Source organism: Herbaspirillum sp. 1130, from assembly GCF_017833835.1.
Classification (GTDB): Bacteria; Pseudomonadota; Gammaproteobacteria; order Burkholderiales; family Burkholderiaceae_D; genus Herbaspirillum; species Herbaspirillum huttiense.
Genome location: NZ_JAFICQ010000004.1, coordinates 464,883 through 486,666, shown reverse-complemented (window position 1 = coordinate 486,666; position 21,784 = coordinate 464,883). Strand labels below are relative to the sequence as shown.

The 21,784-nt window shown below is 64.4% G+C and carries 26 protein-coding genes; 8 read left to right on the top strand and 18 right to left on the bottom strand.

Features of this window, described 5'->3' with window-relative positions; translation table 11 throughout:
* Positions 1-2: 2 nt before the first annotated feature.
* The 8 genes from JOD78_RS20075 to JOD78_RS20040 form a co-directional block, all read right to left on the bottom strand.
* Positions 3-635: a PilX N-terminal domain-containing pilus assembly protein gene (locus JOD78_RS20075; RefSeq protein WP_209567462.1), complete on the bottom strand. Its 633-nt coding sequence runs from the start codon at positions 633-635 to the stop codon at positions 3-5.
* Positions 632-1,510, bottom strand: coding sequence for a PilW family protein (locus JOD78_RS20070; protein ID WP_227022748.1), 879 nt, complete (start codon positions 1,508-1,510; stop codon positions 632-634). Before JOD78_RS20070 ends, JOD78_RS20075 begins: the two co-directional genes overlap by 4 nt.
* Before the next feature lie 35 nt (positions 1,511-1,545).
* A complete protein-coding gene (gene pilV / locus JOD78_RS20065) occupies positions 1,546-2,061 on the bottom strand; it encodes a type IV pilus modification protein PilV (protein ID WP_121043406.1) in 516 nt (171 codons plus the stop codon).
* 92 nt (positions 2,062-2,153) lie between these two features.
* Complete coding sequence (locus JOD78_RS20060) at positions 2,154-2,771, bottom strand: DUF924 family protein (RefSeq protein WP_121043403.1); 618 nt, start codon at positions 2,769-2,771, stop codon at positions 2,154-2,156.
* A complete protein-coding gene (locus JOD78_RS20055) occupies positions 2,768-2,989 on the bottom strand; it encodes an RNA-binding S4 domain-containing protein (RefSeq protein WP_034335781.1) in 222 nt (73 codons plus the stop codon). Before JOD78_RS20055 ends, JOD78_RS20060 begins: the two co-directional genes overlap by 4 nt.
* Before the next feature lie 92 nt (positions 2,990-3,081).
* On the bottom strand, positions 3,082-3,369 hold the full coding sequence (locus JOD78_RS20050; RefSeq protein ID WP_121043400.1) for a hypothetical protein: 288 nt from the start codon (positions 3,367-3,369) through the stop codon (positions 3,082-3,084).
* Between the two features lie 14 nt (positions 3,370-3,383).
* Positions 3,384-3,764, bottom strand: coding sequence for an MAPEG family protein (locus tag JOD78_RS20045; RefSeq protein ID WP_039784256.1), 381 nt, complete (start codon positions 3,762-3,764; stop codon positions 3,384-3,386).
* A gap of 39 nt (positions 3,765-3,803) precedes the next feature.
* On the bottom strand, positions 3,804-4,685 hold the full coding sequence (locus JOD78_RS20040; RefSeq protein WP_121043397.1) for a neutral zinc metallopeptidase: 882 nt from the start codon (positions 4,683-4,685) through the stop codon (positions 3,804-3,806).
* A 251-nt stretch (positions 4,686-4,936) separates the two neighbouring features.
* On the opposite strand from JOD78_RS20040, the gene JOD78_RS20035 reads away from it, so the two are divergent.
* Positions 4,937-7,402 (top strand): acyl-CoA dehydrogenase, encoded by a 2,466-nt coding sequence (locus tag JOD78_RS20035; protein ID WP_134136695.1) that lies wholly within the window; start codon positions 4,937-4,939, stop codon positions 7,400-7,402.
* Positions 7,403-7,457: 55 nt separating this feature from the next.
* A complete protein-coding gene (locus JOD78_RS20030) occupies positions 7,458-7,958 on the top strand; it encodes a nucleoside 2-deoxyribosyltransferase (RefSeq protein WP_134136697.1) in 501 nt (166 codons plus the stop codon).
* Between the two features lie 19 nt (positions 7,959-7,977).
* Here JOD78_RS20030 and JOD78_RS20025 read toward each other — a convergent pair whose 3' ends face one another.
* Positions 7,978-8,574 carry a peroxidase-related enzyme gene (locus JOD78_RS20025; RefSeq protein ID WP_121043388.1) on the bottom strand — a complete coding sequence of 199 codons (597 nt, stop codon included), beginning with the start codon at positions 8,572-8,574 and terminating at the stop codon, positions 7,978-7,980.
* A 242-nt stretch (positions 8,575-8,816) separates the two neighbouring features.
* On the opposite strand from JOD78_RS20025, the gene JOD78_RS20020 reads away from it, so the two are divergent.
* Both JOD78_RS20020 and JOD78_RS20015 read left to right on the top strand, forming a co-directional pair.
* Positions 8,817-9,446 carry a PadR family transcriptional regulator gene (locus JOD78_RS20020; RefSeq protein ID WP_039784268.1) on the top strand — a complete coding sequence of 210 codons (630 nt, stop codon included), beginning with the start codon at positions 8,817-8,819 and terminating at the stop codon, positions 9,444-9,446.
* Positions 9,447-9,480: 34 nt separating this feature from the next.
* Positions 9,481-9,807: a DUF3861 domain-containing protein gene (locus tag JOD78_RS20015; RefSeq protein ID WP_209567460.1), complete on the top strand. Its 327-nt coding sequence runs from the start codon at positions 9,481-9,483 to the stop codon at positions 9,805-9,807.
* A gap of 15 nt (positions 9,808-9,822) precedes the next feature.
* Here the strand turns inward: JOD78_RS20015 and sbcB are convergent, their stop codons facing one another.
* The 5 genes from sbcB to JOD78_RS19990 form a co-directional block, all read right to left on the bottom strand.
* On the bottom strand, positions 9,823-11,259 hold the full coding sequence (sbcB, locus tag JOD78_RS20010; protein WP_209567458.1) for an exodeoxyribonuclease I: 1,437 nt from the start codon (positions 11,257-11,259) through the stop codon (positions 9,823-9,825).
* 138 nt (positions 11,260-11,397) lie between these two features.
* Positions 11,398-12,012, bottom strand: coding sequence for a hypothetical protein (locus JOD78_RS20005; protein ID WP_121043379.1), 615 nt, complete (start codon positions 12,010-12,012; stop codon positions 11,398-11,400).
* Positions 12,013-12,241: 229 nt separating this feature from the next.
* Complete coding sequence (locus JOD78_RS20000; protein ID WP_034335713.1) at positions 12,242-12,817, bottom strand: DUF3828 domain-containing protein; 576 nt, start codon at positions 12,815-12,817, stop codon at positions 12,242-12,244.
* A gap of 203 nt (positions 12,818-13,020) precedes the next feature.
* Positions 13,021-13,323, bottom strand: a complete 303-nt coding sequence (locus tag JOD78_RS19995) for an antibiotic biosynthesis monooxygenase (RefSeq protein ID WP_034335716.1) — start codon at positions 13,321-13,323, stop codon at positions 13,021-13,023.
* A gap of 112 nt (positions 13,324-13,435) precedes the next feature.
* A complete protein-coding gene (locus JOD78_RS19990; protein WP_121043954.1) occupies positions 13,436-13,852 on the bottom strand; it encodes a DUF2721 domain-containing protein in 417 nt (138 codons plus the stop codon).
* A 298-nt stretch (positions 13,853-14,150) separates the two neighbouring features.
* Here JOD78_RS19990 and JOD78_RS19985 point away from each other — a divergent pair, with 298 nt between their 5' ends.
* From JOD78_RS19985 to JOD78_RS19975, 3 genes are all read left to right on the top strand, one after another.
* Positions 14,151-15,446 (top strand): solute carrier family 23 protein, encoded by a 1,296-nt coding sequence (locus JOD78_RS19985; RefSeq protein ID WP_134136702.1) that lies wholly within the window; start codon positions 14,151-14,153, stop codon positions 15,444-15,446.
* Between the two features lie 240 nt (positions 15,447-15,686).
* Positions 15,687-15,920, top strand: coding sequence for a hypothetical protein (locus tag JOD78_RS19980; RefSeq protein ID WP_034334477.1), 234 nt, complete (start codon positions 15,687-15,689; stop codon positions 15,918-15,920).
* 113 nt (positions 15,921-16,033) lie between these two features.
* The gene (locus tag JOD78_RS19975) at positions 16,034-17,047 is read left to right on the top strand and encodes a transporter (protein WP_121043372.1); all 1,014 of its coding nucleotides are present in this window, start codon (positions 16,034-16,036) and stop codon (positions 17,045-17,047) included.
* 59 nt (positions 17,048-17,106) lie between these two features.
* Here the strand turns inward: JOD78_RS19975 and JOD78_RS19970 are convergent, their stop codons facing one another.
* Together JOD78_RS19970 and JOD78_RS19965 are read right to left on the bottom strand one after the other, a co-directional pair.
* Positions 17,107-17,469: a hypothetical protein gene (locus JOD78_RS19970; protein ID WP_034334469.1), complete on the bottom strand. Its 363-nt coding sequence runs from the start codon at positions 17,467-17,469 to the stop codon at positions 17,107-17,109.
* Between the two features lie 152 nt (positions 17,470-17,621).
* Positions 17,622-19,373 carry a glutamine--tRNA ligase/YqeY domain fusion protein gene (locus JOD78_RS19965; RefSeq protein ID WP_209567455.1) on the bottom strand — a complete coding sequence of 584 codons (1,752 nt, stop codon included), beginning with the start codon at positions 19,371-19,373 and terminating at the stop codon, positions 17,622-17,624.
* Between the two features lie 268 nt (positions 19,374-19,641).
* Here JOD78_RS19965 and JOD78_RS19960 point away from each other — a divergent pair, with 268 nt between their 5' ends.
* Positions 19,642-19,782, top strand: a complete 141-nt coding sequence (locus JOD78_RS19960; RefSeq protein WP_008331432.1) for a hypothetical protein — start codon at positions 19,642-19,644, stop codon at positions 19,780-19,782.
* Positions 19,783-19,800: 18 nt separating this feature from the next.
* Here the strand turns inward: JOD78_RS19960 and JOD78_RS19955 are convergent, their stop codons facing one another.
* Together JOD78_RS19955 and JOD78_RS19950 are read right to left on the bottom strand one after the other, a co-directional pair.
* On the bottom strand, positions 19,801-20,601 hold the full coding sequence (locus JOD78_RS19955; RefSeq protein ID WP_209567453.1) for a LytTR family DNA-binding domain-containing protein: 801 nt from the start codon (positions 20,599-20,601) through the stop codon (positions 19,801-19,803).
* 29 nt (positions 20,602-20,630) lie between these two features.
* Entirely contained in the window at positions 20,631-21,776 is a 1,146-nt protein-coding gene (locus JOD78_RS19950) for a histidine kinase (RefSeq protein WP_209567451.1), read from the bottom strand.
* Positions 21,777-21,784 lie beyond the last annotated feature (8 nt).

Sequence of the window (21,784 nt, the reverse complement as noted above, 5' to 3'; positions counted from 1 at the left end):
GGTCATTCCGTCAAGGGAAGATAGAGAGGACGCCAGGCCCGCAGCGGGCAACTGGCGGGCATGCTGCCGGGCCGGGCGGGCAACTGCACCAGCGCCTGCAGCGCCACGATGGCACCCTGCCGGCCGTAGCCGACGGCGCTGAGGCGATAGAGGGTGGGAGCCTCTTCGTCGCCGGGGAGCTTGCTGGGGCTCTTGTCGGACTTCGGCGCCAGACGTTCGATCAGATAACGCGGCGTCGCCACGCCGGGCAGGGCGCGATAGCGCCGTCCGGTGAACTGGCCGTAGGTGGCCGAGAGGGCGTCGGGCCCATGCAGTTGTGCAGGCTCCCAGCCGGCGCGGTCGTGTTGGCCCACGCACAGGCCGGCACCGGCGGCATCGCTGCGGCAGGCGCGCCTGGCAGTGAATTGCCCGGGATCGATCTGGCGGTGGTAGCGCAGGTCGTCGCAGGCATCTTCCAGCGCGGCCTGGGCGGCCAGCCTGGCCTGGGCACGTTCGCGATGGTTGCGCGCGCCGCGTTCCTCCAGCAGGAGCAGCGAGGTGGTGGCCGCACCCAGCAACAGGATCACGCTCAGCAGCATGAGCGTGATCATCAGCGTGGCACCGCGCTGGCGCGGGTGACATGGTGGCCTCTTCATTTCCCGGCCTCCGCCATGGACAGGTTGCGCAGCATGACGCTGCCTTGAAAGACCGCACGCCGCCGCTGCTCCTGCCCGGTCTCGGTGACGCGCCACGCCGGATCGCTGCGTCGGCCGGGGAGGAACAGGTCGTAGCTGCGGGTTTCACTGCCCGGCGCGGCCGGCCGTCGCTGTACGCCGCGCACCAGCAGCGCGATGCGCACCAGGATCACCCGGCCCCAGGCCTCGCCCGGCATGGCCGAGGCATCCAGCCAGCGATCTGGACGGCCATCGCCATCGCTGTCGATGGCATAGCGCAATTGCATGGCTTCCACGCCACGGGCGATGGCGTCCGAGGTCCAGTTGCCGTTTTTGCCCTGGTAGCGGCAGCGCAGCTCGGGCTCGTCGCCGGTGCCGGGTGCGATGTAGTAGATGACCCAGTGGCGCGCGGCTTCTTCCGGCTTGCCCACCGGAGCTTGCGCGCCGCTGCAGTGGCTGATTTCGGCATGGCTGCCGCGCGGGGCACCGAAGAAACCGAGCATGAGGAGATCGCTGTGGTTGACGCCGTCACCGGTACTGCTGCCGAACAGTCCGGCGGCGGGATCGAGGGCGTCGGCCTGGCGGCTGTCATCCAGCCCGCGCAGGCCCGGCAGCAGGGCGGGCGAGCTGCCGTCGGGCAGGCTTTCCAGCGGCAGATGGCCGGCCTGGCGCAACACTTGTTGCAGGTGATCCAGGGCCACGCGGCCGGTTTCTTCGACGCGGCCGGCATCGTCCATCTCCTGGTAAGCCTCACGCGCCTGCTGCAGCAGCGTACCAGCCACCAGCACCACCAGGAGGCCGATGGCCAGCGCAATCATCAGTTCGACCAGGGTCAGTCCGGTCTCATGCAGACGCATCGCGCGCGCCGGGAAGGAGGATCGCGCCGGCATCGTCAGCGGCCCAGGTTCAGGCTCACCAGCGGCGCGGCGGCAACGGCCATCCCCTTGGCCGCGCCGGGGCGATGCCAGGCCATCTTCAGGACGGCAGGGCTGCTTTCGAGGCCGTCGCAGCGCCAGTCTTCGGGGGGCGGGCGCGGGCCGTCACGGCAGACGGTGACGCGCGCTTGCGGGAAATCGCGGACCAGTCGGCCGCTCCAGTCCGCCAAGCTGGCCCGGGCGAAATCGGCCGGGCTGCAGGCACTCCGTTCGCAATCGGCATGGGCCGTGAACGGCTTGCCCGCCGCGAGGGAAAACAACAGGGGATCGGCGACGCCAGCGCTGGCCGGCAAGGCTGCGCGCAATTCGGCCAGTTCCTGCGCCAGCAGGGTGGCACGGGCGTGCAGGCTGCTGTCCTGGCTGCTGCGCAGCGCGTGCAGTTGCAGCATGGCGATGGCCAGCGCACCGGTGCCGATGACCAGCATGGCCACCAGCACCTCCATCATCGAGAAACCTGGGGAGCGACCGCGCATGGGAAATCCTGGAAAGGAAAGCCCGCGAGTCTAGGGAAAAAGAAAATGCCGCTCCAGCAAAACCCCGAATCAGTGCGCTGCTATCGAAAACTTCAGAAGGAAGAGCCCGGTTGCTTGAGGAAGTCGATTTCTTCCGGTGTGCTCTCGCGCGCCAGGATGCGGTTGCGGTGGGGGAAGCGTCCGAAGCGCGCGATCACGGCATGGTGTCGTCGCGCATAGTCGGCATAGCCGTCAAAGGTCGCCTTGTCTTCGGCGCTGGCCGCCTTGGCCAGTGCGCCCATGAGTTGCACCACGTACTCCTGGTCGTCGAGGTCTTCGGCGTGTTCCAGCGGCAGGTAGAGGAACACCCGGGCCAGCGGCGGCAAGTCTGCATCCAGACCCATGGCCAGCGCCAGATGGCTGCACTGGCGTGCCAGTTCATCGTGGGCGAAGGCCTGGGCGGTGTCGCGGTAGATGTTGCGCGGCATCTGGTCCAGCAACAGGACCAGGGCCAGCATGCTGCGCGGGGATTCGGTCCAGTCATCGAGCTGGTTGGCGGCCGCCTGCTGCACCAGAGGGGCGAATCGGGTGCGGCATTCGGCGTCGATGTCGGGGTTCTTGCTCCACCAGAGTTTCTTCTGGCGTTCGGCCACCTGATGCGGGGGGAGCTGCTCCCAATCGGGGCCGAACCAGAAGTCCAGTATCGCGTCGACGCCGGCGTGCGGGCTCATTCGGCCAGCACCGTGATCTGCACGTCGCCCAGGGTGACTTTCTGGCCGACGGTGATCTTGCAGGTCTTGCGGGTTTCCAGCTTGCCGTCGACCTTGACCTGGCCGTCGGCCACCAGTTGCTTGCCGGCACCGCCGCTGTCGCACAGGCCGCAGAGTTTGAGCAGCTGGTTCAGTTCGACGTAGGGATGGCCCTGCAGCGGGAAGGTGATCTTTTGCATGTGCTTTCTTTCGGAAACCCCGGCCGCAACAGGCGGCACGGGGGACCGGTACGGTACGCCCGGCGCGGCCATTTGTCCAGCCGCCCCGACGTTCAGGTGGCGCTTTCCAGCGTTTGCTGCGCCTTGTCCAGCCAGGTGGAGAGGCTGTCGGTCAGGTCCTTCTGGCTGAAGGAACAGCTTTCTTCGGTGAAGAGGCTGCCCGCTTCCAGCCGGCCGAGCAGGTCTTCGGCGACCTGGCGATAGCGCGGCGGCAGGGCGGTCATGACCTCTTCCTGGGCCCGCCAGGTACTGCACAGGCTGGCGATATTGCCTTGGCCGGTGCGCAGGGCATCCAATGATGCACGCATGGAATGCAGTCGGGAAGCGGCAGGATGGCTCATCGAAGCTTCCCGTCTCAGGCGCGCGCAGCGATGACGAACAGCGCAATCACGCTCAGGTAGCCGATGATCCACACCGCCGAACGGGCCGAGGGCTTGTCCGTCAGGTACAGCACCGTGTAGAGGATGCGGGCGGCGATGAAGACCAGCGCGGCGCTATCGATCTGTCCCTGCGCTGCGCCCACTTGCTGCGCCACCAGCACGGCGGCAGCGAAGAAGGGGAAGGCTTCGAAGTGGTTGCGGTGCGCATAGTCGGCGCGGCGGCGCACGCCGGTCTGCTTGTCCAGCCAGGCGCGCGGTTCGGCATTGTCGAAGTCGCGCCGGCCATACTTGGCCACGGCGATGGTGAACACCGGCATCAGGCCGGCAATCAGGATGCACCAGTAGGATAGGGTCATGCAGGAGGTCTCCTCGTTGTGATGTCAGTTGTCAGTGAATCAAAGTTCCTTGGCAGCGAAGGTGTTGCAGGCGCTGACCTTGCCTTCGGAAATGCCGCGCTTGAACCAGGTCACGCGCTGCGCCGAGCTGCCATGGGTGAAGGAATCCGGTACGACCACGCCGCGCGCTTGGCGTTGCAGGGCATCGTCGCCGATGGCCGAGGCGGCATTCAAGGCATCCTCGATGTCGCCTTCTTCGAGGATGTGACGCGCCTGGTTGGCGTGATAGGCCCAGACCCCGGCGAAGCAGTCCGCTTGCAGTTCCAGCCGCACCGACATGGCATTGGCCTGCTTTTCGGTGGCATTGCGGCGGGCAGCGTCGACCTTGTCGGAGATGCCCATCAGGTGTTGCACGTGGTGCCCCACTTCATGCGCGATCACGTAAGCCTGAGCGAAATTGCCGGACACCTTGAAGCGCTGCTTCATCAGTTCATAAAACGACAAGTCGATATACACCTTCTGGTCGCCGGGGCAGTAGAAGGGGCCGGTGGCGGTCTGGCCGGTACCGCAGGCGGTCGGCGTGCTGCCGGAAAACAGCACCAGCTTGGGCCGCACATATTGCTTGCCGTTGTTGGCGAAGATCTGGCCCCAGGTATCTTCGGTATCGGCCAGGACGGTCGAGACGAAGCGCGCCATCTGGTCATTGGGCGAAGGCTTGTGGGCCGGTGCCTGCTGTTGCACCGGCGCAGGCGAGCCGCCGCCGGAGAGCAGGTTGAGCATGGTCAGCGGGTTGATGCCCAGGAAGTAGGAGGCCACCAGCGCCACCGCGACCGTGCCCAGCCCGATGGAGCGCCCGCCGAAGCCAAAACCGCCACCCCCGCCGCCACCCTCGCCACGGCGGTCTTCCACGTTGTCGCTTTCGCGATTGCCTTCCCATTTCATGATGTGTTCTCCGGTGCTGCAGTCTGCAATGGCGCGATTGTAATGGATGGCATGGGCCGCGGCATGTCGGGCGTTGTCTGACCGTGTGAGGTTGCTCTGTCCGATTCCGCCGGATGAGCTGGCGGTGTAGGTTGAGGCAGCAGGAGGGTGACAAAGCGGGGAGCGGCTTGGCGCTGTCGGCAATCGATGCCACACTGTTCCCGGCAGCCTGCATTCCTAACGCTCACAACGACAACAGTACAGGAGACGACATGATCATCTGGCTCATTCTTCTCATCGCCGGCGCGCTGGCCCTCATGATGATGCGCGCCAGCGCCTGGGTCTGGCTGGTCGCTGAAGCGGTCCTGATCTGGCTGGGCGCGCGCCTGGCCGATATCGAATTGCCGGTGCTGGTGCTGCTGGCCATCCTTTTCTTCACGCCCACGCTGCTGGTGGCGATCAAGTCCGTCCGACAGTCGCTGATGACACGTCCGGCGCTGGACCTGTTCCGCAAGATCGCCCCGCGCATGTCCGCCACCGAACGCGATGCCATCGAGGCCGGTACCGTCTGGTGGGATGCCGAACTGTTCTCCGGCAAGCCGGACTGGAAGCGCCTCTTCGACCTGCCCGCGCCGCGCCTGACGCCGGAAGAGCAGAGCTTCCTCGACAACGAGGTCGAGCAATTGTGCGCCATGGTCAGCGACTGGGACACCAGCGTGAAGACCCAGGACCTGCCGCCCGACGCCTGGCAGTTCATCAAGGACAAGGGTTTCCTGGGCATGATCATTCCGCGTCAATACGGCGGCAAGCAGTTCTCGGCCTACATGCATTCGCAGGTGGTGATGAAACTGGGCTCGCGCAGTTCGGCTGCGGCCATCGCGGTGATGGTGCCCAATTCACTGGGTCCGGCCGAATTGCTGCTGCATTACGGCACCGACGCCCAGAAAAATCATTACCTGCCGCGCCTGGCGCAGGGGCTGGAGATTCCCTGCTTCGCGCTGACCAGTCCCTATGCGGGTTCGGATGCGGCCGCCATTCCCGATGTGGGCATCGTCTGCAAGGGCGAGCATGAGGGCCGCGAGACGCTGGGCTTTCGCGTCACCTGGAGCAAGCGCTACATCACCCTGGCACCGATTGCCACCGTGCTGGGCCTGGCCTTCCGCGTGCGCGATCCGGATGGCCTGCTGGGCAGCGATGCCGAACCCGGCATCACCTGCGCCCTGATCCCGACCGACCATCCGGGCGTGATCACCGGACGCCGTCACTGGCCGCTCAATGCCGTCTTCCAGAACGGGCCGACCGAGGGGCGCGATGTCTTCATTCCGATGGAATGGGTGATCGGCGGTGCCGGGCAGGTCGGACGCGGCTGGCGCATGCTCATGGAATGTTTGGCGGCAGGGCGGGCGATTTCGCTGCCGTCCTCCAGCGTCGGTTTTTCCAAGCTGGCCGTGCGTGGCACCAGCGCCTACACGGCCATGCGACGCCAGTTCAAGATCGAGATCGGCAAGTTCGAAGGCGTGCAGGAGGCCCTGGCGCGCATGGGCGGGCATCTCTACATGATGGATGCCACGCGCCGCCTGTCGGCGCTGGCAGTGGATGCGGGCGAGAAGCCCTCGGTCATCTCGGCCATCTCCAAGTACCACGTCACCGAGCGCGGGCGCATGGTGGTCAATGACGGCATGGACGTGATCGGCGGCAAGGGTATCTGCATGGGGCCGGGCAACTTCCTGGCGCGCGCGTATCAGCAGGTGCCTATCGCCATTACGGTGGAAGGGGCCAATATCCTGACGCGCTGCCTCATCATCTTCGGCCAGGGCGCGATCCGCTGCCATCCCTACGTCCTGCAGGAGCTGGCCACCGCCGCCGATGAAGACCGCGAGCGCGCCGTGCAGGAATTCGACCGCCTGCTCTTCGGGCATCTCTCCTTCGTGGCTGCCAATGCCGCGCGCAGCTTCGTGGGCGGCATCAGCCGGGGCTGGCTGCTGCCCTCGTCCAGCCATGCCGCACGTGCCACGCGGGGCTATTTCCGTGCGGTGGTGCATCTGTCGTCGGCCTTTGCGCTGCTCACCGATGTGAGCATGGGCGTGCTGGGCGGAACGCTCAAATTCCGCGAACGGATATCGGCACGGCTGGGGGATGTGGTTTCGCAGCTTTATCTGGTGTCGGCGGTACTGAAGCGGTTCGAGGATGACGGCCGGCAGGAAGAAGACCTGCCCTATGTGGACTGGTCGGTGCAGGATGCCTTGCATCGCGCCCAGGAAGCCATCATCGATGTCTTGCACAACTTCCCCAATCCGTTCATCGCGGTACTGCTGCGGGTGCTGATCTTCCCGCTGGGCCTGCCGTATCGCAAGCCTTCCGATGTGCTCGGCACGCGCGTGGCCCAGGCCATGCAGACCCCGGGTGAGAGCCGCAACCGCCTGGTGGCCGGTGCCTACCTGCCGCGCGAGGGCGATCCGCTGGCCTGCGGCGAGAAAGCCTTCGTGCTCGCGCCGGTGGTGCAGCAACTGGAGCATCGCCTCAAGTCCGACATCAAGGAAGGCAAGCTGCCGCCGATGCCGCAGAGCCTGCTGGAAGTTCCGGCCTGGAGTGCGCTGGCGCTGGAACGCCAGCTGATCTCGCAGCAGGAGAAGGAAGCGGTCGATGCCTTTGCCCACTATGGCGACCAGAGCGTGCAGGTCGATGACTTCGGCGCAGATTTCGACCGTGCGGAGATCGTGGCGCAGCAGCGTTCATAAGGAGATGAAGGTTTGCGTTATCCTGCCGGTTCCCGCGTATTCCACAGGATGAACCATGACCCCGCAGCCCCGCATCTACATGGCCGGCCCCGACGTCTTCCAGCGCGACTATGCGCAGCACAAACTTCAGATCAAGCAGTGGTGCGCCGACCTCGGGCTGGTCGCCCTGTGCCCGGGTGATGACGAGGTCAGCGGCGACAGCAAGTCCGAGGTGGCGCGCCGCATCTACGAGATCAACGTGGCCCTGATCGACTCCGCCGATTATGTGGTGGCCAATGTGTGCGATTTCCGTGGCCATGAGCCGGACTCGGGCACGGTCTTCGAGATCGGCTATGCCGTCGGGCGCGGCAAGAAGGTGTGGTGCTACAACACGCCTGCGCAAGACTTGCTGCAACAGGTGCCGCAGGCTGAACCGGGCGTCTGCCATGACGGCATGTTCATCGAGGACTTCGGCCTGCCGCGCAACCTCATGCTGGCGCATGCCGCCGAGCTGGTACAAGGCGACGTGCATGACTGCCTGCAAAGGGTGGCGCGCTGGCACGCGGACCAGCGCTGATCGCCACCGCTTTCCTGCTTCACTGCTGGGGCAGGCGCCCCAGCAGGTAGAACTCTTCATTGGGCCGCATGCCGGTCACGTTGGCCAGCCGGTTCGACATGCCGAAGAAGGCCGCGATGGCGGCCATGTCCCAGGCATCTTCCTCATTCCAGCCATGCGCCTTGAGCGTGGCGAAATCCTCTTCATTGACAGCCCAGGCGCTGGCCGAGACCTTCATGGCGAAGTCCAGCATGGCCTTCTGCCGCGCGCTGATATCGGCCTTGCGGTAATTGATGGCGACCTGGTCGGCCAGCAGCGGGTCCTTGGCGCGGATGCGCAGGATGGCACCATGCGCCACCACACAGTACTGGCACTGGTTGGCATTGCTGGTGGCCACCACGATCATCTCGCGCTCGGCCTTGGTGAGGCCGCCGGGTTTGTCCATCAGCGCATCGTGATAAGCGAAGAAGGCGCGGAATTCATCCGGACGATGCGCCAGCACCAGGAACACGTTGGGGATGAATCCGGACTTTTCCTGCACGGCCAGGATGCGGCTGCGGATGTCCTCCGGCAGGGTATGAAGATCGGGGATGGGAAAGCGGCCGATGGGCGCATCGGGAGCGGTGGCTGGGGTCATGCTTGTCTCCTTGTTCATTTGTTTTGGATGCTGCATCAAGAACTTAGCACTTCTGGCCCACAGGTAATGTCGCCGGACTGACGGTGAAGCTTTTTGCTTCAGATTTCCTTTTTGGAAACCCTTCTGAAATATTATTAAGATATATCTTGAAATGCGGCGAATTAAGATATATCTTGGCTATATCGATCGACCCGCAGCGTGCGTCAGTCGCTGCCTCAGCCACCTGACAATAAGGAAATACCATGTTCAAGCATTTATTCAATCAACCCGGCGAACCCGGCCACGGCCCCAAGCACCAGCGTCACGACCGCCCGCATCATGGCGGCGGCCTGTTTGAAGATGACGAGCCGCGCGGTCCGCGTGGCCATCATGGCCCCGGTGGCCGTGAAGGCGGCGGCGGACGCGGTGCGCGCATGTTCGAGCAGGGCGCGTTGCGCATCGTGATGCTGCATCTGCTGCAGGAAAAGCCGCGCCACGGCTACGACATGATCAAGGCCATCGAGCAACTGGTCGGCGGCGGCTACAGCCCCAGCCCCGGCGTGATCTACCCGACCCTGACGCTGCTGGAAGAAATGGGCCATGCCTCGGTGCAGGGCGAGGATGGCGGCAAGAAGCTTTACACCCTCAGCGCCGAGGGCAAGGCCTATCTGGAAGAAAAGGAAAACGCCGAGCTGCTGCAGCAGGTGCTGCGCAAGTTCGAATTGCGCCGCCAGGAGCGTCCCGACGCCGATTCGCCCGAACTGCGCCGCGCCGTGCAGAATTTCCGCATGGCCCTGCATACGCGCCTGGCCAAGGGCAAGCTGGCCAAGGAAGAACTGCACGCCATCATCGACATCATCGATCGCGCCGCCGTGGCGGTGGAACGCGCCTGATCCGGCGATCCGGGATTTTGGAAAGGAACTTCACATGAGAGAACATCGCTACCGCATCACTCTGGAGCATCTGGCCCCCGCCTCGGAGGGACAGCCTTTGCACGCGCCCCTGAGTTTCGAGGCCGGCAACCATGACGATATCTTCAGTATCGTCGCCCGCCTGCGTGGCAACGGGCAGTTCGACAGCGACACCAGCGCGCAGCTGGCGCTGGGTTTGAAACTGTTCTCGGAGGTGATGCTCAAGAATCGCAAGCATCCGCTGTTTGAGGACATCCAGCCGGCCTTGCGCGACTTCATCATGAAGCTGAAGTCGCAGGGCAAAGCCGCTGCCGCAGCGCAGGGCGAAGCCGCCTCCGAATAAGATGCGCGCCGGACCTTACTGATTGGCCGGCGCAATCATCTCCGCATAGTCATACAACGCACCGAGGATGTCCTGGGTGCGTTCGTCATCCGCCTCCTCCTGCAACTGGTCGATCTGCTCGAACAGTTGCGCGACGGTACGCGCACCGCCAGCGCCTTCAAACAGGCGCGCGGCGCGGTGTTCTTCCCAGTGCTGTGCTTCCTCGGGGCTCAAGGTCTCGGGGAAGTTGCGTGCGCGATAGCGGAACAGGATTTCATTCAAGCGCCTATCGTCAAAGGCCACGCTGGCCCCGGCCAGCGCCTGTGGCGGCAGGGCACGCAGCTGCGTCAGCTGGCGGCGGTCGCCGTTGCCGATGAAACCGCCGTACAGATCTTCATCCACGTCCGGCGACGCCTCGTGTTCGCGCTGGTAGACCTCGCGCCACAGCGGGCCCAGGTCGGGCAGGGCGGCGGCCTTTTCCGCGTGGCGCAGGGCCAGGTCGACATCGATGTTCAGCTGCGCGGCGCGCTCGGCAGACAGCGTCTTGAGGCTGCCGACCACCATCGGCGACTTGTTCAGGTGAATGCTCTTGACCGGCAGGCGGACCATGCCTTCAGGCATCTCGTCGCGCTTGGTGAACATGCGTTCACGTACGGTGGCCGCATCCATGCCCGCCAGTTCGCTCGGGTCATAGCCGAGATCCCAGGCGATCACTTCATTCTTGTTGGTCGGATGCATGCCCAGCGGCCACATCAGCGCCAGGCAGCCATTGGCTACCGGGAACATGCCGGAGACGTGCAGGAAGGGTTTGGCGGCCGGCAAGCCGATTTCCGCTGCGGCCTTGTCCTTCTTGTGCAAGGCCAGCGCGAAGTCGAACAGGCGCGGATTGTTCTGGCGGATCAGGCGTGCCAGGGCGATGGTGGCGCGCACATCCGACAGCGCATCGTGCGCCGCCTCATGCACCAGGCCATTGGCCTTGGACAGATGCTCCAGCTTGAAGCTGACGCTGCCGTCTTCCTTGGTCGGCCACTGTATGCCCTCGGGGCGCAGCGCATAGGTCAGGCGCACCACGTCGAGCAGGTCCCAGCGGCCGCAGCCGTTGGCCCATTCGCGGGCATAGGGATCGATCAGGTTGCGCCAGAACATGAAGCGCGTGACTTCATCATCGAAGCGGATGGTGTTGTAGCCCACGCCGATGGTGCCGGGCTCGCCCAGCGCCTGCTCGATGCGGGCCGCGAACTCATGTTCGGGGACGCCGTGCGCCAGGCAGTGCTGCGGGGTGATGCCGGTGATCAGGCAGGACACCGGGTCGGGCAGGTAGTCCGGTGCCGGCTTGCAATACAGCATGATGGGCTCGCCGATCTCGTTGAGTTCGGCATCGGTGCGCACGGCGGCGAACTGCGAGGGACGGTCGCGGCGCGGTACGGCGCCAAAGGTTTCGTAGTCGTGCCAGAGGAAGGTGTGATTGGACATCGCGGACGGCTTCTAAGGGAATCGCGCGATTATAGAGCCTTGCGCCGCCCTTGCCGTCACGCAAAGGGCAGGCGGCGTGATGAAGCCGTTCTTTTTTGAAGGCCTGCGGCCCGGGGAGGGGCCGTGACCGGCCTGAACTCACTTCGCTGGCGCAGGCGCAGCGGCGGGGGCCAGCGGCGCCATGGGGGCCGCGTCGCGCTTGAGGACCTTGCGCATCGCATCCTGCAGCGTGCCGCTGCGCATGGGGGCGTTGCCGCCGGCGTACTGGATGTTGTCGATCACCCAGCCGCGCGCATCGCGGGCCAGCGTGACCTTGTCGGTCCATTTGGCGGGCGACTGCAGCTTGGCGTCACTGAAGATCAGTTCCACGGCGCAACTGGCTTCGCGCTCCTGGGCCTCGCACTGGACCACGCGGAAGGTGGAAGCGCCATTCGGGTTGCCGGTGAAGACATCGCCCTGCACCAGCGGCGGCAGCGGATCGGCATCAGGATCGGCTGCCACTTCGGCGGCAGACTGCGTCGCACGGGCTTCGTCAGCCACCGAGACATCCTTCAGCAGATCGAACAGCGGCACCGACAGGAAGCGGCGGAAGGTAATCAGTTCCTTCAGCGTCAGGGCGCCCGAGGGACGGTTCGAGGCATGGGTCTGGTAGAACTCCGTCACCAGTTCCTTGGCCTTGCCCTCTTCATTGGCCGAGCATGCTGCAAGCAACAGGCTGGCGGCGACGACGAGTGTCTTACCGATCCGCTTCAATCCGATTCTCCCTGGTCCAGCCGCGCGTGCGCACTGGCGTGTTGTTTCATGATGCCATTGTCATTTTGATATTTCCTGCCTGCCGGTGCGCAGCGGGACCCGAGGGGCGCAACACGACCAGCCTGACAGAGCGGCATCTTACGCGCTGCGGCTCAGCAGGAAGACCGGGAACACACCGCCAAAAAGCCGCCAATTCCGCAGCGCACCGGCCCCGGCGAGCCGGGCCGGCTCATTCGGCCTGCTGGATGGCGTCGGTGAGGTTGTCGCTGAGGTATTCGCGCTGGGAGGACTGGTCGTTGCCGATGAATTCGATATCGTCGATGCGCCACTGGCGCTCTTCGCGCACCAGCAGGATCTTGTCGTTCCAGGATTCATCCGCGCCATCCTTCTGGTAGCGGAAGCTGACCTGGCAGGAAGCCCGGTCGGCCTCGCTGTCGCAGGATTGCACGGCAAAGGAGGTGGCCCCTTCATACAGCGAGGTGAACAGGTCGCCCTCGATGATGGGGGCGGCCTGCGCACCGGCCACGGTGTGGTAGCGCACATCGGCGGCTTCGGCGCGGGTCAGCAGGGCGTACAGCGCACGGCTGACCAGTGGCTCGAACTGCTTGAGTTCGTCTGCCGACGGCAAGCCGGGAGCGTGGTTCTTGAGATGGATGCGGTAGAAATTGCCGATCACCTCGGCCTGCTGCTGTTCGTCACCACTGAAGTTGTTGCAGCCGGACAGGGCCAGCAGCAGGCCCAGCGCACAGGCGGTGGCGCGCAGAGGGCGAGCGGAGGGGGAGGCTAAACGGAGCAGTGTGGTCATTCTGGTGTTCCTGCGCGCGGTGCGGACCGGCGCTGTTGTCATGGCGGCACATCATCGTCGTGAGGCCGGCAGGGGCGGGCGGTTCGGCCAGCCCCCCGGGCCTGCCCTTTAGTCAGGGGAAGGCCGCAAACGTTCCGCTGCGCCAGGTCGGGTGGCGCGGCGGGTCTCCGTTGTTCGGCGGGCGCGGTCAGCGCACATCGGTCTTACGCGGATTCGGTCAGCAGCGCGAAGTGTTCCACCACCGGCGCACCGGCGAAGAAGGGACCGACGATGCCGCGCCATTCGGTGAAGGCGGGCGATTCACGGAAATCCACGGTATGGTTTTCCAGGGTGGCCCAGTACACCATGAGCAGGTAGCGCTCGGGCGATTCGATGCCTTTCTGGACCTTGTGGCCGAGATAGCCGCGTGCCTTGCTGATGGTCTGCGCCAGGCCGCGCTGGATGGCTTCGTCGAATTCTGCTTGCTTGCCGGGTTGGATGCGGATGTCCGCCAGTTCCAGGATCATGTAGGTCTCCAGTGCATAGTCGAGGGGTGCCCGGCACAAACCGGGCGGCTCGATTATCACATGTTCGTCCGAAGCGGGCGTTCAACGGAATTGAACCCTGCCTGAAAAGCTTTCACTCGACCAGGATGCCGCGCTTCTCCAGTTTCTGCGCCATGTCTTCCAGCGTGATCTCGATGGCGCGCGTACTGATCATGATTTCCCACAGCGACACCAGCAGCGATGCCACCAGCAGCATCAGGCTGATGCCGAAGAACACCTCGGCCCAGCGATTGAAGTCCACGAAGATCAGGTACATCGAGACGGCGCACATGATGAAGCTGGAGACCCCCAGCGCCTGCATGTAGCGGGTCAGCACGATGCGTTTCCTGAGATTGAGGATCTGCCGGATCACCAGCCCGCGTTCATCGTTCTGGCCCTGGTTCTGCAGGTTGCGGATCAGCTGCGCCAGCACCAGGAAGCGGTTGGTATAGGCCAGCAGCAACAGCGAGGTCGCGGGAAACAGCAGGGCAGGGGTGGTGAGGTTGATCATCGACATGGCAAGGAGCAATCGGGGACGTGATTCTAACCTCTCCCGAGGCGCAAGAAACATGCCCGGGAACGGTCGCCGGCGTTTGCGCAAACGGGCGGTCTGTTTTGGGGCGCCAGCCTGGTGCAGTCGCGCTTTTTGCACCGCCGGGCAGCAGCGCGCCGGGCGGCCGAAATCTTTTACGGATTTTTTTTGCGGGGCAGCGCCGCAGCAATTGTTATTTGTGCGGTCGCTCAATACACTAGCCCCCGTTCCACATCCACGTACAAATCAAAACAAATCCACAACGAAAGGGATCTCCATGTCGGGTTCGTATTTCCCCCAATGGCGGCTGCGCCAAAGCACCAACGACGGCCAGGGGGCCGTGATCGCCGCCGATGAGCGGCTGCCTGCGCCGCAGACGCTGGCCATGGGCGTGCAGCACGTGGTGGCCATGTTCGGCTCGACCGTGCTGGCCCCGCTGCTCATGGGCTTCGATCCCAACCTGGCGATCCTGATGTCGGGCGTCGGTACCCTGCTGTTCTTCCTGCTGGTGGGCGGGCGCGTGCCGAGCTACCTGGGGTCGAGCTTTTCCTTCATCGGCCTGGTCATTGGAGTGACCGGTTATGCCGGCTCCGGCCCCAACGCCAACCTCGGCGTGGCACTGGGCGGCATCATCGCCTGTGGTGCCGTGTATGCGGTGATCGGCCTGATCGTCTCCGGCGTGGGCACGCGCTGGATCGAATCCCTGATGCCGCCGGTGGTGACCGGCGCGGTGGTGGCGGTGATCGGCCTGAACCTGGCACCGATCGCGGTCAAGGGCGTCTCCGGCAGCAGCTTCGACAGCTGGATGGCGCTGGCCACCATCTTGTGCGTGGGCTTCGTGGCGGTGTTCACGCGCGGCATGCTGCAGCGCCTGCTGATCCTCATCGGCCTGTTGCTGGCCTATGTGCTCTACGCGGTGCTGACCAATGGCATGGGCCTGGGCAAGCCGATCGACTTTTCCACCGTGGCCAATGCCGCCTGGTTCGGCCTGCCGCACTTCGCGGCTCCCGTGTTCCAGGGCAGCGCCATGGCACTGCTGGCTCCGGTCGCGATCATCCTGGTGGCCGAGAACCTGGGCCACATCAAGGCCGTCTCGGCCATGACCGGCCAGAACCTGGACCGCTACATCGGCCGCGCCTTCATCGGCGATGGCCTGGCCACCATGCTCTCGGGCAGCGTCGGCGGCACCGGCGTGACCACCTACGCCGAGAATATCGGCGTGATGGCCGTCACCAAGATCTACTCCACCCTGGTCTTCGTGGTGGCGGCTGTCATTGCCATCCTGCTGGGCTTTTCGCCCAAGTTCGGCGCGGTCATCCTGACCATTCCGGGCGCGGTGCTGGGCGGCGTGTCGATCGTGGTGTTCGGTCTCATCACCGTGTCGGGTGCCCGCATCTGGGTCGAGAACAAGGTCGATTTCTCCAACAATACCAACCTGATCGTGGCTGCTGTCACGCTGGTGCTGGGCGCAGGCGACTTCACCCTCAAGATGGGCGGCTTCGCTCTGGGTGGCATCGGGACCGCCACCTTCGGTGCCATCATCCTGCATGCCCTGCTGAAACGTCGCGGATGATTTCATCCTGACAAGACACCGATGCAACAGCGGCAAGGCCGGTCCTGGTGACCGGCCTTTTTTGTTCTACCATGATGTGAGGAGAGTGAAGATTTCCGTTGAGCAATCCTCAGTGGCTGTCTATACTCTGTCGCGTTGCAGCGCAGCGTCGCCGCTACGGCCCCGGGGAAGGGCCGGCCGGAGGCGCATTCCGGCCGCTGCCTGTCGCGGGCCTGGCCCGCCTTTCAGGGGAATCACCGCATGAACTCCGCCCTCCGCCTGCCAGCGCTGCTGTGCATCGCCCTGCCTTTGCTGTCGGCCTGTGACGCCGTGGCCGGCAAGAAGGATTACGCCTATTTCCGCAAGAACATCGAGGAGGCCAAATCGGTCTCCGACCAGTGCCAGCTCAACGGCACTTCGGGCATGAACGAGGAACAGATCCGTGTCTGCGGTGCGGCCCGCGAAGCCTGGGGTAACCGCAACTTCAATTACTGAGCCGGCGCGGCTGTGGGCAGCGGCCGTCACGGCGCTGTCACAAATTTGTCAAAAGCGGTGGTTAGAATGCGGGGTCGTTCATTGCCCCTGGCCCATTCCCGACCCGCCCGCCCATGCACAATCCGCCGGACACCCCGCAAGCCCTGCACCTGCTCTATGAGCCGGCCGGATTCATCTGCGCCTTCCGCTTCGAAGACGGCCATGCGCGCCAGATGAACTGGAATGAAGTTGTTGACTATCATCCGAGTGCGCCGGATTTCACCTGGCTGCACGTCAAGACGGCCGATGTGAAGATCCAGCAATGGCTGGCCCATCACAGCGACATTCCCGAGTACATCACTGAATTCTTGTTGAGCAGCGACACCCATCCGGGCCTGCATGCCACCCCCGAGGGGGTCTATGGCACGCTGACCGATATGAAGATGGAGATCGGCGACACCGGCACCGAGAAGGGCGCGCTGCACTTCTACCTGGATCGCACGCGCCTGTTGACGCTGCGTACCCAGCCGCTGATCTCGACCAACATGCTGCGCCAGAAGGTGCTCGACGGCGGCGACTTCGACAATCCCATGGATCTCTTCGCCGAGCTGCTGCGCTGCCTGGCTGATGGCTTCAATGCGCGTCTGGACAAGCTCAACGACAAGGTCGACGACATCGAATTCTCGGTGCTCTCGGACCGCCGTGCCGAAGACCGTGCCGAGCTCTCCGGCATCCGCCGCCAGCTGGCCGAACTGCGCCGCTTCATCGCGCCGGAACGCCGTATCCTGGCCCAGTTCCAGCGGCTGCGCCCGGCCTGGGTGCCACGCGAGGCGCTGGAAGACCTGACCCATGCGCTGGATGAACTCAACGAACTGCATTCCACCGTGGAAGCCGTCTATGAACGTGCCAAGCTGCTGCAGGAAGAGATCGCCTCGCAGATGTCGGAGCAGATGAACCGCAACCTGATGGCACTCTCTGTCCTGACCGCGCTGCTGATGCCGGCCACGTTGGTGTCAGGGATTTTCGGGATGAACGTGGCAGGTCTGCCGGGCCTGCATGACGAGACCTCGTTCTGGATCGTGATGGGATTGATGGGCGGCCTCGGTGTCGCCACCGTGGCCTTCCTGAAGTGGATGAAGATCTTCTGATGCCCTGATCTTCTGAACCGCAGCCGGGCGGCGGCGGTGGCGGCCCGGCGCGAGGCTGCTCAGTCGCGCGTGGCCATGGCCTCTTCGCTCTCGCGAATGAGCTTGTCGATGTCCAGGTTGTCCACCGGTTCCACCTTCAGCGACAGCGGACGCCACAGGGAATACAGCCACAGGCCGATGCAGCACATGGTGCCCAGGAAGAGGGTGATGAAGGCCGACAGGAACAGGCCGATGAAAGGCGAGGCGATCAGGCCGTCATAGCCGATCAGGTGCTTGCCATCCCAGGTGATGGTCTGTGCGCCGAACAGCGAGAGCACGCCCATCAGCGTCGAAAACGGTACCAGCGAAAACGTGGTCCCCACGGCCAGCAGCTTGTAGATGGATGACATCGACAGGCGCTGGATCTTGATCTGCTCGAACATGCGTTCCCCTTGCTCCGCTTGTGGCCTGTGCCATCAAGCTGCGCCATCCCGTTGGCACGGGCGGCTGGCGCACTGCCGCCCGCGTGGCCTTGCGGCCGTATTCCCCTGCCGGGCCCCTTCCGGGTCCGGTCTTGTCCTGCCTGCGCTGAGGCTTACTTGCCCCAGCTGTCCTTGAGCGTCACGGCCCGGTTGAAGATCGGCTGGCCCTCGGTCGAATCGACGCGGTCGGCCACGAAGTAGCCGTGGCGTTCGAACTGGTAGATCTCGCCGGGCTTGGCGGTCTTCAGGGTCGGCTCCAGGTAGGCGGTGATGACTTCCTTGGAGTTCGGATTCAAGGCGGCCAGGAAGTCCTTGCCGCCGGCGTCCGGATGCGGGTCCGAGAACAGGCGGTCGTACAGGCGCACTTCAGTGGCAAGTGCGTGCTCGGCGCTGACCCAGTGCAGGTTGCCCTTGACCTTGTAGTTGGAGCTGCCTTCGGTGCCGCTCTTGCTGTCTTCGAAGTAGTTGCAGTGCACGGCGATGACGTTGCCGTGTTCATCCTTGTCGCAGCCGGTGCATTCGACCACGTAGCCGTAGCGCAGGCGCACCTTGTTGCCGGGGAAGAGACGGAAGTAGCCCTTGGTCGGCTCTTCCATGAAGTCTTCGCGCTCGATCCACAGTTCCTTGGTAATCGGGAAGTGGCGGTGCGCGGTGTCGTGTTCCGGATGCGCCGGCGGATAGACCGGGGCGCTGCAATCGATGGACACGCCTTCCGGGAAGTTGTCGATGATCAGCTTCAGGGGACGCAGCACGGCCACGGCACGCGGGGCCTTGGGGTCGAGGTCTTCCCGCAGCGCGCCTTCGAGCACGCTGAAGTCGATCCAGCTGTTGTTCTTGGAAGCGCCGGTGCGGTCGCACATCAGGCGGATCGCTTCGGGCGTGTAGCCACGGCGGCGCAGGCCGACGATGGTGGGCATGCGCGGGTCATCCCAGCCGGAGACGATCTTTTCATCCACCAGCTGGCGCAGCTTGCGCTTGCTGGTGATGATGTAGGTCAGATTGAGGCGGGCAAATTCATATTGATGCGGCAGCGGCTTCTTGAAGAAGCCTTCCTCGGCCAGCTGTTCCAGCAGCCAGTCGTAGAACGGGCGCTGGTCTTCGAATTCCAGGGTGCAGATGGAGTGCGAAATGTTTTCCAGCGCATCTTCGATCGGATGCGCGAAGGTGTACATCGGGTACACGCGCCACTTGTCGCCGGTGTTGTGGTGGGTGGCGTGGCGGATGCGGTAGATGGCCGGATCGCGCAGGTTCATGTTGGGGCTGGCCATGTCGATCCTGGCGCGCAGGATCATGGAGCCGTCCGGATGCTTGCCGTCGCGCATTTCCTCGAACAGGCGCAGCGACTCCTCCGCCGGGCGGTCGCGCCATGGCGAATCCTTGCCGGGTTCGGTCAGGGTGCCGCGGTTTTCGCGCATCTGTTCGGCGTTCTGCTCGTCCACATAGGCCAGGCCCTTGCGGATCAGAGCCTGAGCGCAGGCGTACATGACATCGAAATAGTTGCTGGCGTAGTACAGGTGCGACTTGCCTTCATGCTCCCAGGAGAAGCCCAGCCACTTGACCGAGTCCAGGATGGTGTCGACGTATTCCTGCTCTTCCTTCTCCGGGTTGGTGTCGTCGAAACGCATGTGGCAGCGGCCGGCGTAGTCGGCGGCCAGGCCGAAGTTCAGGCAGATCGACTTGGCGTGCCCGATGTGCAGGTAGCCGTTCGGCTCGGGCGGAAAACGGGTGACCACCTGCGGCAGGGCCTCGCCATCCTGGCTGTTGCGTTCGGCATAAGTACCCGAGACCAGGTCGGATTCGATGATGCCGCGCAGGAAATTGGTGGAGGGGGCAGGGGTGTGACCGTTTTTCAGTTCGTTGCTCATGGGATGAATCGGGAGGAATGCCTGTTTATTCAGATGGCAAGCATTTTACCGCAGCTGCCCGGTTCCACGGGCGTTGCGGCCGTTCCTGCGGGAATTTTTGCTCGTTGGCAAGGCGGCTGGAGCCGATATGAAGCTTTTTTACCGGGTCTTGTTACAGAAGATACGCCCATGCATTACCTGTCAGGCATGGCGGCTGGCACTCTGCGAGCGTGGCCTGGCATCCCGCCGGGCGCAGTGAACAAAAACGCCAAAACACAAGGAGTGCATCATGAGCCGTTGGATCAAGCTGATCGTCGCCGCTGCGGTGGCCGCCGCCACGCTGTCGGCCTGCGTGGTGGTGCCGGTGGGCCCGCCGCAGCCGCATTACTACCGTCCTTATTACGGACCCGGTTATTACTATGGCCGCTGATGGCTGAGGAGGGATGGCCTACATCTGCCTGAACAGATGGGCGAACAGGCGGCTGACCGCCAGTTTTTCCGGGCGGTCGCGCAGGGTCACGAAGAGCTTGCCGCTCTCCTCCCGCAGCGCCGCCTGGATCTGCCGCACCTGGACCACGGTGCCGCGATGGATCTGCCAGAACTGGCGGCCATCGAGCTGGGGGATCAATTCCCGCAGGCTGGTCCGGATCAGCGCGCTGCCCTCGGCGCTGACCACATTCACATACTTGTCGGTGGCTTCGAAATAGATCACCTCGTCCACCGGAATCAACTTCACCTTGTTGCCGACCGCCGCACGGATGTAGTCCAGCCGGGGCGGCGCGTCTTCCACGGCGGGCGCGGACAGCGCACGCAGCTGCGCCAGCGCGCGTTCCAGATGGCTGTCCTGGTTGCTGGCGGCGCGCTGGGCCAGCAGCCCTTGCAGGCGCGCCACCGTCACCGCCAGCCGGTCCTGGCTGACCGGCTTGAGCAGGTAATCGATGGCTGCCCGCTCGAAGGCTTGCAGGGCGTAGTCGTCATAGGCCGTCACGAAGACGATGAGCGGGAAGGCCCGCCCGGCAGGCCACTCCTCGGCCAGGTCGCCGGCTACCTCCAGCCCGCTGCGGCCGGGCATCTTGATATCCAGGAACAGCACATCCGGCAGCAGGGCCAGCGCCTGCTCCAGTGCTTCATCGCCATTGGCGGCCAGGTGCGGCGCGGGCAGATCAGGCCAGCAGCGCGCCAGGGCCTGGCGCAGGGCATTGGCCAGCAGGGGTTCGTCTTCGGCGATCAGGGCAGTGGGCGCGGCCATGGTGGACTCCGGACAAAGCGGCAGGGGACTCAATGATGATCCAGCAGGCGGGTGTTCTTGCTGCTGCGGTGCGCCGCCTTGAGGGCCTTGAGCGGGATGGTGATCTGCGCCATCGCGCCGGCCGGTACGTTGTGGGTGATGATGAGTTCGGCCAGCGGGCCGTAGAGTGTCACGAGGCGCTCGCGGATGTTGTCCAGCCCGAAGTGCATGCCGATCACCGGTTCCTTCTGGGCGGGCGGCTGGTTCAGGCTCACGCTGGTGGGCAGGCCGACGCCCGTATCGAGCACGCTCAAGACCAGCATGTCATTGTGCACCGCGGCCCGCACGGTGCAGTTGCCGCCGGCCACCTTGGGCTCCAGGCCATGCTTGATGGCGTTTTCCACCAGCGGCTGCAGCAGCATCGGGGCCAGGCGCAGCTTGCCCAGGTGTTCCGGCAGTTGCAGGGTGTAGGAAAGGCGCAGCCCCATGCGCAGCGACATCAGTCCCAGGTAGGCCTTGATGAGGTCGAATTCCTTTTGCAGCGAGGTGCTGTCGGCCCGCGAGGCCGACAAGGTCGTGCGCAGGTAGTGCACCAGCTGGTTCAGCATCAGCTCGGCCTGCAGCGGATCGGTGCTGATCAGCGACTGCAGCGTGGCCAGCGTGTTGAAGAGCATGTGCGGTTCGATCTGGGCTTGCAGCATCTGCAGTTGCGCCTGCACCGCCTGCTTCTCGACCTGGCTGGCGTGGGCTTGCAGGGCGGCCATCTTCTGGCGGTTCCAGAAGAAGACGGTAGCGCCGAAGCACACCAGGAAGGTCAGCACGATCACCGCAATGATGTTGTCGCTCTGCTCGGGGACCATGTTGAGGATGGGCTGGTCCATCAGCAGGCTGGCCAGGATGCGCCCGAGCAGCACCGCCAGCGGGGCCATCACCGCGATGATGGCGAGGAAACCCAGCTTGTTGGGCTCGCCATCGCCCCAGATCGCCAGCCGCGTGCCGTTGATGAGCAGCATGGCCAGCAGGCCGATGCACATCGAGACCTGCAGGTTTTCATAGAACGTGCCGCCGATGCGCATCAGGTAAGTCACGGCCACCGCGCACAGCAGGTTGATGACCAGCGTGGGCAGCAAGGCCAGCGCCAGCTGGCGCAGCAGGACGATCAGGCGGGGCGGAAGGGCGGTGTCGTGTTGGGTCATGCGTTTCC